This is a genomic window from Streptomyces sp. MI02-7b, assembly GCF_033793585.1.
Lineage (GTDB): Bacteria > Actinomycetota > Actinomycetes > Streptomycetales > Streptomycetaceae > Actinacidiphila.
Genome location: NZ_JARAWX010000003.1, coordinates 151,761 through 161,362, shown reverse-complemented (window position 1 = coordinate 161,362; position 9,602 = coordinate 151,761). Strand labels below are relative to the sequence as shown.

9 protein-coding genes are annotated in these 9,602 nt (G+C 71.9%); 3 read left to right on the top strand and 6 right to left on the bottom strand.

The genetic code is table 11. From position 1 onward, the window contains the following. Positions 1–63 precede the first annotated feature (63 nt). Both PV364_RS05445 and PV364_RS05440 read right to left on the bottom strand, forming a co-directional pair. Positions 64–870 carry an ABC transporter permease gene (locus PV364_RS05445; protein WP_319658512.1) on the bottom strand — a complete coding sequence of 269 codons (807 nt, stop codon included), beginning with the start codon at positions 868–870 and terminating at the stop codon, positions 64–66. Further along, a complete protein-coding gene (locus PV364_RS05440) occupies positions 867–1,841 on the bottom strand; it encodes an ATP-binding cassette domain-containing protein (RefSeq protein WP_319658511.1) in 975 nt (324 codons plus the stop codon). The genes PV364_RS05445 and PV364_RS05440 overlap by 4 nt, the downstream gene beginning before the upstream one ends. A 162-nt stretch (positions 1,842–2,003) precedes the next feature. Here PV364_RS05440 and coaA point away from each other — a divergent pair, with 162 nt between their 5' ends. Then, a complete protein-coding gene (gene coaA / locus PV364_RS05435; protein ID WP_319658510.1) occupies positions 2,004–2,996 on the top strand; it encodes a type I pantothenate kinase in 993 nt (330 codons plus the stop codon). Between the two features lie 29 nt (positions 2,997–3,025). After that, entirely contained in the window at positions 3,026–3,979 is a 954-nt protein-coding gene (locus tag PV364_RS05430) for a DUF389 domain-containing protein (RefSeq protein ID WP_319658509.1), read from the top strand. On the opposite strand, the gene glmM is transcribed toward PV364_RS05430, so the two are convergent. From glmM to PV364_RS05410, 4 genes are all read right to left on the bottom strand, one after another. Next, complete coding sequence (glmM, locus tag PV364_RS05425) at positions 3,976–5,334, bottom strand: phosphoglucosamine mutase (RefSeq protein ID WP_319658508.1); 1,359 nt, start codon at positions 5,332–5,334, stop codon at positions 3,976–3,978. The genes PV364_RS05430 and glmM overlap by 4 nt on opposite strands. Positions 5,335–5,488: 154 nt before the next feature. Further along, positions 5,489–5,989 (bottom strand): 30S ribosomal protein S9, encoded by a 501-nt coding sequence (rpsI, locus tag PV364_RS05420; RefSeq protein WP_319658507.1) that lies wholly within the window; start codon positions 5,987–5,989, stop codon positions 5,489–5,491. A 40-nt stretch (positions 5,990–6,029) separates the two neighbouring features. Further along, on the bottom strand, positions 6,030–6,476 hold the full coding sequence (gene rplM / locus PV364_RS05415) for a 50S ribosomal protein L13 (protein WP_319658506.1): 447 nt from the start codon (positions 6,474–6,476) through the stop codon (positions 6,030–6,032). A 351-nt stretch (positions 6,477–6,827) separates the two neighbouring features. Next, positions 6,828–8,450, bottom strand: a complete 1,623-nt coding sequence (locus PV364_RS05410; protein WP_319658504.1) for an ATP-binding cassette domain-containing protein — start codon at positions 8,448–8,450, stop codon at positions 6,828–6,830. 66 nt (positions 8,451–8,516) lie between these two features. Between PV364_RS05410 and PV364_RS05405 the strand changes: the two genes are divergently transcribed. After that, complete coding sequence (locus PV364_RS05405; RefSeq protein ID WP_319658503.1) at positions 8,517–9,569, top strand: hypothetical protein; 1,053 nt, start codon at positions 8,517–8,519, stop codon at positions 9,567–9,569. Positions 9,570–9,602 lie beyond the last annotated feature (33 nt).

Sequence of the window (9,602 nt, the reverse complement as noted above, 5' to 3'; positions counted from 1 at the left end):
AAGCCGGAGCCGGCCGCCCGGATGCCCGTGCGGCCGGGCATCCGGGTATCCGGTGGCGCTCGGTCAGGTCCGCGCGCGGTAGGCGCGCATCACCAGGGGGACGAAGACGACGGCGATTCCGGCGGCCCACAGCAGCGACCACAGCACCGGGCCGGCGACCTCGCCGGTGCCGGTCGTCAACGCCCGCACCGCGTCGGCCAGTCGGGTGACGGGATTGATGTCGGCCCACGCCCTGAGCCAGCCCGGCATCGTGTCGGCCCGCACGAAGGCGCTGGAGGTGAAGGTCAGCGGCATCACCAGGACGAAGCCGAAGGTCATCACCTTCTCCGGCTCGGAGACCAGCATCCCGATGAGCAGCGTCATCCAGGACATCGCCAGCGCGAAGACCAGCAGCAGGCCCGCGGCGCCGAGCACGCCGGGGACGCCGCCGTTCACGTCGAAGCCCATCAGCATGCCGAGGCAGAGCATCAGCAGCAGCGACCAGAGCTGCTTGCCGAGGTCGGCGACGACGCGGCCCATGAGCGGCGCGGAGCGGGCGATCGGCAGGGAGCGCAGCCGGTCCAGAACACCCTTGGTGAGGTCGATGTTGAGGCCCATCGCGGTGTTCATCGTCGCGAAGAGCGCGTTCTGCACGATGATCCCGGGCAGCGCGTACTGCAGATAGGCGTCCGGCGAACCGGCCATCTGGCCGCCGAAGACGTAGGTGAACAGCAGGACGAACATGATGGGCTGGACGCTGAGGTCCATCAGCTCCATCGGGTTGTGCTTGATCTGCACCAGGTTGCGCCAGGCGAGCGTGCAGGTCTGCTGCAGCCCGTCCCAGGGCCGCACCTTGGCGGCCGGCGCCACGTCCAGGGTCACGGCGGTCATACCAGGGCCTCCGTCTTGTCCTCGTCGGTCGTCGTGTCCTCCACCGCGCGGTGCCCGGTCAGCGACAGGAACACCTCGTCCAGGCTGGAGCGGCGCAGCGTGAGCTCGCCCACCCGCACCCCGGCCTCGTCCAGCCGCCGTACGACGGCGGGCATCAGCTCCGGGTCGTTCACCGGCGCGGTCACCGCGCCGTTCTCCACGGTGGCCGCGGGGCCGGCGATCACCGAGACCATCGCGTGCACCTTGTCCAGCTCTCCGGCGTCCATGGGACGCACCTGGAGCACCTGGCCGCCGACCTGTTCCTTCAGGCCGTCGGGGGTGCCCTCGGCGATCACGCGGCCGCGGTCGATGACGGCGATGTCGTCGGCGAGCTGGTCGGCCTCCTCCAGGTACTGCGTGGTGAGCAGGACGGTCGTGCCGTCCCCGACCAGGCCGCGGACGATGTCCCACAACTCGTTGCGGCTGTGCGGGTCCAGGCCGGTGGTGGGCTCGTCGAGGAAGAGGATGCGCGGCCGGCCGACCAGGCTCGCGGCGAGGTCGAGCCGGCGGCGCATGCCGCCGGAGTACGTCTTGGCGGCCCTGCCGCCCGCGTCCGACAGCCGGAAGTCCTCCAGCAGGCCGGTCGCCCGGGCGCGGGCCTCGCGCCGCGGCATCCCGAGCAGCCGGGCGATCATCAGCAGGTTCTCGTGGCCGGTGAGCATCTCGTCCACCGCGGCGTACTGCCCGGTGAGGCCGACCAGGGCGCGCACCGCGCCCGCCTCCCGTACGACGTCGTGCCCGCCGACCAGCGCACGGCCGGCGTCCGGCCGCAGCAGCGTGGCGAGGATGCGCACCGCGGTGGTCTTGCCGGCCCCGTTCGGGCCGAGCACGCCGAGCACGGTGCCCGTCCGGGCGGCCAGGTCGACGCCGGACAGGGCCTCCGTCTCCTTGAAGCGTTTGACCAGGCCTTCCGCCTGGATCGCGTAACTCATCCGCGATGTCCTCCCCGTCATGGTTCCTGCGGTCTTCGTGCGATGCGCACCACTGTCCTCGCCCCCACTGACAACGGGCTGACAGGCCGCTGACAGCCGGTTGGGGGCGCCGCCGGGCGACCCCACCGCGAACGCCGTTCATCCCGGCGCAACAATGAGTCCGTGCCGCCGACCACTTCGCCCCACCAGACGCGCCGCCGCGCCGAGCCGACCCCGTACGTCGACCTGACCCGGGACGAGTGGAGCGCGCTGCGCGACCGCACCCCGCTGCCGCTCTCGGCCGAGGAGGTCGAACGGCTGCGGGGCCTCGGCGACGTCATCGACCTGGACGAGGTGATCGACGTCTACCTGCCGCTGTCGCGGCTGCTGAACCTCTACGTCGGCGCCACCCACGGCCTGCGCGGCGCGGTCAACACCTTCCTGGACGACACCGCGGGCGGGCACGGCGCCCAGTCCGGCACGCCCTTCGTCATCGGGGTCGCGGGCAGCGTGGCGGTCGGCAAGTCCACCACCGCCCGCATCCTCCAGGCGCTGCTGGCCCGCTGGCCGGAGCACCCGCGCGTGGAACTCGTCACCACCGACGGCTTCCTGCTCCCCAAGGCCGAGCTGCAGCGCCGCGGGCTGATGTCCCGCAAGGGCTTCCCCGAGTCGTACGACCGCCGGGCGCTCACGCGCTTCGTCGCCGACGTGAAGGCCGGCAAGGACGAGGTGCGGGCGCCGGTCTACTCCCACCTGATCTACGACATCGTGCCCGGCGAGGAACTGGTCGTCCGGCGTCCCGACGTCCTGATCGTCGAGGGGCTCAACGTCCTGCAGCCGGCCCTGCCGGGCAAGGACGGCCGCACCCGCGTGGCGCTCGCCGACTACTTCGACTTCAGCGTGTACGTCGACGCGCGCACCGAGGACATCGAGCAGTGGTACCTGGCGCGCTTCCGCAAGCTGCGCGAGACCGCCTTCCAGAATCCGCGGTCGTACTTCCACCGCTACACCGAGGTCTCCGAGGAGGAGGCCATGGAGTACGGCCGGCACACCTGGCGCGCCATCAACCAGCCGAACCTGGTCCAGAACGTCCTGCCGACCCGCGGCCGGGCCACGCTCGTGCTGCGCAAGGGCGCCGACCACAAGGTGCAGAAGCTCTCCCTGCGCAAGCTCTAGGAGCGCACGGCGGCCGGTAGCCTGCGCGCATGCTGCATCTTCGGATGATCGTTCCGGAAGCCGACACCGACCGGGTGATCTCGCTGGTGGAACGGACCGTGGGCACCGCCCACGTCGCCGTGCTGCCCGGCGCCGCGCGCAACCCGCGGGGCGACGTCGTGATGTGCGACGTGGCCCGCGAGTCCGCCGACGAACTGCTGCACGGCCTGCGCGGCCTCGGCATCGCCGACACCGGGGCGATCACGGTCGAGCACATCGACCTCACGCTGTCCCGGCGGGCCGACAAGGCCGAGCAGGAGGCGCCGGGCGAGGGCGCGGACGCCGTGCTGTGGGAGTCGCTGACCGAGGCGACGCACGAGGAGTCCACACTCACCGTCACCTACCTGGCGTTCCTGTCGGTCGCCACGATGCTGGCCGCCTGCGGCGTGATGCTGGACAGCGCGATCCTCATCGTGGGCGCGATGGTCGTCGGGCCGGAGTTCGGGCCGCTGGCGGGGGTGTGCACAGGGCTGGTGCGGGGACGGCTCGCGCTGGCCCGGCGCTCGCTGATCGCGCTGCTGGTCGGCTTCCCGCTGGCGATGGCGCTCACCGGTGGCTTCAACTATGTGATGGACCTGCTCGGCGTCTTCAGTGAGGCGGACTTCACCGCGCCCCACCCGTCCACCGAGTTCATCTGGCAGCCCGACCTGAGCTCCCTCGTGGTGGCGCTGCTCGCCGGGGTCGCCGGCATCCTCTCCCTGACCTCGGCCAAGTCCGGGGCCCTGGTCGGGGTGGCGATCTCGGTCACGACCGTCCCGGCCGCCGCCAACGCCGCCCTCGCGCTGAGCTACGGCGACTACCGCGAGCTGTGGGGCTCCTCGGCCCAGCTGGGTGTGAACCTGGCCGGCATCGTCGTCGCGGGCGTCCTGACGCTGCTCGCCCAGAAGGGCTTCTGGGCGGTGCAGCGCAGGCGGCGTACGGGACCGGGGGCGTTCGCGGCCTAGCCGAGCGCGGACTTCACGACGTCGGCGAGCCGGCCGGCCACCGAGCGGGCGTGGTCGATGTCGGCGGCCTCGACCATGACGCGCACCAGCGGCTCGGTGCCCGAGGAGCGCAGCAGGACGCGGCCGGTGGTGCCCAGTTCGGCCTCGGCCTCGGCGACGGCGGCGGTGAGCTCGGGCGAGGAGTCCACCCGGTGCTTGTCCACGTCGCGGACGTTGATCAGCACCTGCGGCAGCCGCTCCATGACCTGCGCCAGGTCGGCCAGCGGGCGGCCGGTCGCGCTGACCCGGGCGGCCAGCATCAGGCCGGTCAGGGTGCCGTCCCCGGTGGTGGCGTGGTCCAGGATGATCACGTGGCCCGACTGCTCGCCGCCGAGCGCGTAGCCGTGCTCCTTCATGGACTCCAGCACATAGCGGTCGCCGACGGCGGTCTGGATCAGGTCGATCCCCTCGCGCTCCATGGCGAGCTTGAAGCCCAGGTTGGACATGACGGTGCCGACGACGGTGTTCTTGCGCAGCCGGTCCGCCTCGCGCAGGGCGAGCGCCAGGACGGCGAGGATCTGGTCGCCGTCGACCTCGTTGCCGAGGTGGTCGACGGCCAGGCAGCGGTCCGCGTCGCCGTCGTGGGCGATGCCGAGGTCCGCGTGGTGCTCGATGACGGCGGCCTTGAGCAGGTCCAGGTGGGTGGAGCCGCAGCCGTCGTTGATGTTGAGGCCGTCCGGCTGGGTGCCGATCGTGATCACCTCGGCGCCGGCCCGGGCGAAGGCCTCGGGCGAGACGCGGGCCGCCGCGCCGTGCGCCTCGTCCAGGACGATCGTCAGTCCGTCCAGGCGGTTGGGCAGGACGCCGATCAGGTGGGCGACATACTGGTCGAAGCCCTCGTCGTAGTCCCGGACCCGGCCGACGCCGGAGCCCGTCGGGCGGTCCCAGGGTGCTCCGGTGCGGTGCTCCGCGTAGACGGACTCGATGCGGTCCTCCAGCTCGTCGGCGAGCTTGTGGCCGCCCCGGGCGAAGAACTTCACGCCGTTGTCGGGCATCGGGTTGTGGCTCGCGGAGAGCATCACGCCGAGGTCCGCGCCGAGCGCCCCGGTGAGATACGCCACAGCCGGGGTCGGCAGCACGCCCACCCGCAGGACGTCCACGCCGGCACTGGCGAGGCCGGCCACCACGGCCGCCTCCAGGAACTCTCCGGATGCTCGCGGATCACGCCCCACCACGGCCACCGGCTTGTGGCCCTCGAACGTGCCCGCCTCGGCCAGCACGTGCGCCGCCGCGACCGACAGCCCGAGCGCCAGCTCGGCCGTCAGATCGGCGTTCGCGACACCGCGCACACCGTCCGTACCGAAGAGTCGTCCCACAGTATTTCCTCCGAGATGTTGCCGTGCGTCGCCCCGTGTCAGCGGGCGTTCATCCGGTTATACGCCGCTTTCCCCGAAACGCGTACGCCCCGGAGACGCACAAAGTGCCTCCGGGGCGTACATGCAGTGCAGCGCAGCAGCACGCGCGCGGTGATTAGCGCTTGCTGTACTGAGGCGCCTTGCGGGCCTTCTTCAGACCGGCCTTCTTGCGCTCGATCTCGCGAGCGTCACGGGTCAGGAAGCCGGCCTTCTTGAGCGGGCCGCGGTTGTTGTCCACGTCCGCCTCGTTCAGCGCACGGGCGACGCCCAGGCGCAGCGCACCGGCCTGACCGGAGATGCCGCCGCCGTTGATGCGGGCGACGACGTCGTAACGGCCGTCGAGCTCAAGGATCTTGAACGGCTCGTTGACTTCCTGCTGGTGCACCTTGTTGGGGAAGTACTCCTCAAGGGTGCGACCGTTGATGGTCCACTTGCCGGTGCCCGGGATGATCCGGACGCGGGCGACGGACTCCTTGCGGCGGCCCGTGCCGGCGGCCGGCTGGGGCTCGCCGAAGCGGGATGCGAGGGACTCGGAGGTGTACTCCTCCGGGATCTCGATGGTCTCCACGATCTCGCCGTCCTCGACGAGAGGGGTCTCAGCGGTGGTCTCGGCCACGATTCTCCTCAGATGCTTTCTGTGTTGACGGTGGCCGGGACTAGCCCTGCGCGACCTGGCTGATCTCGAACGGAACCGGCTGCTGAGCGCCGTGCGGGTGCTCGGCACCCGCGTAGACCTTCAGCTTCGAGAGCATCTGACGGCCCAGGGTGTTCTTGGGCAGCATTCCCTTGACGGCCTTCTCGATGGCCTTCTCCGGGTTCTTGTCGAGCAGCTCGTCGTAACGAACGGAGCGGAGACCGCCGGGGAAACCGGAGTGGCGGTAGGCCAGCTTCTGCTGCTTCTTGTTGCCGGACAGGTGCACCTTGTCGGCGTTGATGATGATGACGAAGTCACCAGTGTCAACGTGAGGCGCGTACACCGGCTTGTGCTTGCCCCGGAGGAGGGACGCGGTGTGGGCCGCCAGTCGGCCCAGGACGACGTCCTGCGCGTCGATGACGTGCCACTGGCGCTGGACATCGCCGGGCTTGGGGCTGAACGTACGCACGGTCGTAGCCTTCGCTTCTTCAGTGAGTGGGTACTGACAAGGCCACCCGGACGATCACGACAGCCCTGTCGTCCTGCGGCGACGCAACCGCTGGACGAACGCTGGTCATCGGCCCGGTGGACCGGCGTAGCGGCCTCTCACGTGAGAACGAGCAAGCCAATACGCATAACGAACCTGCAGAATACCCGCGGTGCCCTGTTCGGGTCAAAACGCGTCGCCGACGCCGTGTGCGGGCCCCTCCGCACAGCCCACAGCCGGCCAGCCACCCGCCACCGGACCGCCTGTCCGGTCGCGGGTGGCGGGTGGCGGGTGGCGGGTGGCGGGTGGCGGGTGGCGGCGGCAGGTGACCGGCTACCGCTCCCGCACCACGCGTGTCTCGTCCCACACCGGCTCCGGCACCTCCCGGACGACCCCGTCCGCGCCGAAGACCAGGAAGCGGTCGAAGCTGCGGGCGAACCAGCGGTCGTGCGTCACCGCGAGCACGGTCCCGTCGAAGGCCTCCAGGCCCTCCTGAAGGGCCTCCGCCGACTCCAGGTCCAGGTTGTCCGTCGGCTCGTCCAGCAGGAGCGCCGTGGTCCCCGAGAGCTCCAGCAGCAGGATCTGGAAGCGCGCCTGCTGCCCGCCCGACAGCTGGTCGAAGCGCTGGTCGCCCTGGCGGTCGAGCTCGTACCGGCGCAGGGCGGACATCGCCTTGCCCCGGTCACGGGCGTGCTCGGTCCACAGGATGTCGACGAGGGTGCGCCCGAGCAGCTCCGGGTGCGCGTGGGTCTGCGCGAAGTGCCCCGGCACGACCCGGGCGCCGAGCTTCCACTGCCCGGTGTGCCGGACCCCGGCGTCCCCCGCCAGCAGCCGCAGGAAGTGCGACTTCCCGGAGCCGTTGGAGCCCAGCACCGCGACCCGCTCGCCGTAGAAGACCTCCAGGTCGAAGGGCTTCATCAGCCCGGTCAGCTCCAGCCGCTCGCAGGTGACGGCGCGCACTCCCGTGCGCCCGCCGGACAGCCGCATGCGGATGTCCTGCTCGCGCGGCGGCTCCTGCGGCGGCCCCGCGTCCTCGAACCTCTTCAGCCGGGTCTGCGCGGCCCGGTAGCGGGAGGCCATGTCGGGACTGATCGCCGCCTGCTGACGCAGGGTCAGCACCAGCTTCTTCAGCTTGGCGTGCTCCTCGTCCCAGCGCCGCCGCAGTTCCTCGAAGCGGGCGAAGCGTTCGCGGCGGGCCGCGTGGTAGGTGGCGAAGCCGCTGCCGTGCACCCACACGTCCGACCCCGCGGGGCCCGGCTCGACGGAGACGATCTTCTCGGCGGAACGGGCCAGCAGCTCGCGGTCGTGGGAGACGAAGAGCACGGTCTTGCGGGTCTGCCGCAGCTGCTCCTCCAGCCAGCGCTTGCCCGGCACGTCCAGGTAGTTGTCCGGCTCGTCGAGCAGCAGCACCTCGTCGGTGCCGCGCAGCAGCGCCTCCAGGACCAGGCGTTTCTGCTCGCCGCCCGAGAGCGTCCGCACCTCGCGCCACTGCGCGCGCTCGTACGGGACGCCGAGCGCTGCCATGGTGCACATGTCCCAGACCGTCTCGGCCTCGTAGCCGCGCGCCTCCGCCCAGTCGCTCAGCGCCTGCGCGTACGCCAGCTGCGCGGCCTCGTCGTCCTGCGCCATGATCTCCAGCTCGGCGGCGTCGACCGCCGCGGCCGCCTCGCGGATGCGGGGCGGGGACACCGACACCAGCAGGTCGCGCACCGTGCGGTCGTCCCGTACCGAGCCGACGAACTGCGGCATCACGCCGAGTCCGCCGCCGACGGTGACCGTGCCGCCGTGCGGCTTCAGGTCCCCGGAGATCAGCCGCAGCAGCGTCGTCTTGCCCGCGCCGTTCGCGCCCACGAGGGCCACCGCGGCGCCTTCGCCCACCCGGAACGAGACATCGCCGAGCAGCACCCGTCCGTCCGGCAGGTAGTACTCCAGATGTGCAACGTCGACATGTCCCATGTCCTGGATTCTCGTTGCGCGGCCGCCCGCCGCCAAACGGGTTTTCTCCTCTATAGAATCCGCGCCATGACTGAAGGGCCGCAGCAGCCGTACAACCCGAACCAGGGATGGACCGCACCACCGGGGCCGCACGACACTCCCCGCACGCCGGGGACGCCCGGACAGGCGCGCCAGGTACTGCGCGGCACCATCGTCGGCGACCCGGGCCACCAGCCGCAGCGGCCCGCACGCACGCCCCGCGCCGAGTGGGCGCCGCCGTTGCCCGGCCACGGCACCCGCGGCCCGTCGCAGCGGGAGCACCAGCGGCTCGGCCGGCCGGCCGCCGTCGAGCCCGACTGGGCGGCGCTGGCGGACGCGAACGAGGCCCGTGCCCGGCGCCGCAGGCGCCGGCTCACAGGCGGCGGTGTCCTCGCCGTCGCCGCCGTCGCGGGGGTCGTCGCCACCGCCGTGGCCGGCTCCGGCCGGCCGTCGGTCTCCCCCACGGCGGCCGCCCCGTCGGCCCCCTCCGAGGTGGCGCCGCCGCGGGAGCCCTCGTTCTCCGGGCTCTCCGTGCAGGCCCGGCTCGATCCGCTGGTCTTCATCTCCGACCGGGAGAAGGACACCGCCCCGCTGTCGGTGGCGGGTCTGTTCCCCGGCAAGAGGCTCGTGTGGAGCGGCCGCACCTACACCAGGGCCACCGCCGCCAAGGGGAAGTGCTCCTCCGCGGCCTCCGCCGACCTCGCCGCCGTGCTGCGGAAGAACGGCTGCGGCAAGGTCCTGCGCGTCACCTACGTCGGCGGCGAGGTCGCGGTCACCGTCGGGGTGGCCGTCTTCGACGACCCGTCCGCGGCCGGCAGGGCGAAGTCGCAGGCCAAGGGGTATGTCAGGCCGCTGTCCGGCGGCGGTGCGGGCGCCTTCTGCCACGCCACCTCGTGCCGGACGACGACCAATGCCAAGGGCCGCTACGCGTACTTCACCATCGCCGGACTCAGGAACAACGGACGCGTCACCGCCTCCGACACCGTTGCCAGGCAGGCGGGCACGGACGGCTCCGACTACGCCTTCAACCGGATCGTCCAGCGCGGCAGGGACCAGGCCGCCGCCGCGACGGTCCCCGCCGTGGCCTCCCCGGGCCACTGACCCGCCCCTCCCCCCGCGACCCGGACCGGAACG

Coding starts and splice junctions, on each gene's coding strand:
- PV364_RS05430 (WP_319658509.1), top strand. CDS start 3,026: ATGCTGCATCTTCGGATGATCGTTCCGGAAGCCGACACCGACCGGGTG.
- PV364_RS05445 (WP_319658512.1), bottom strand. CDS start 870: ATGACCGCCGTGACCCTGGACGTGGCGCCGGCCGCCAAGGTGCGGCCC.
- PV364_RS05440 (WP_319658511.1), bottom strand. CDS start 1,841: ATGAGTTACGCGATCCAGGCGGAAGGCCTGGTCAAACGCTTCAAGGAG.
- PV364_RS05410 (WP_319658504.1), bottom strand. CDS start 8,450: ATGGGACATGTCGACGTTGCACATCTGGAGTACTACCTGCCGGACGGA.
- PV364_RS05405 (WP_319658503.1), top strand. CDS start 8,517: ATGACTGAAGGGCCGCAGCAGCCGTACAACCCGAACCAGGGATGGACC.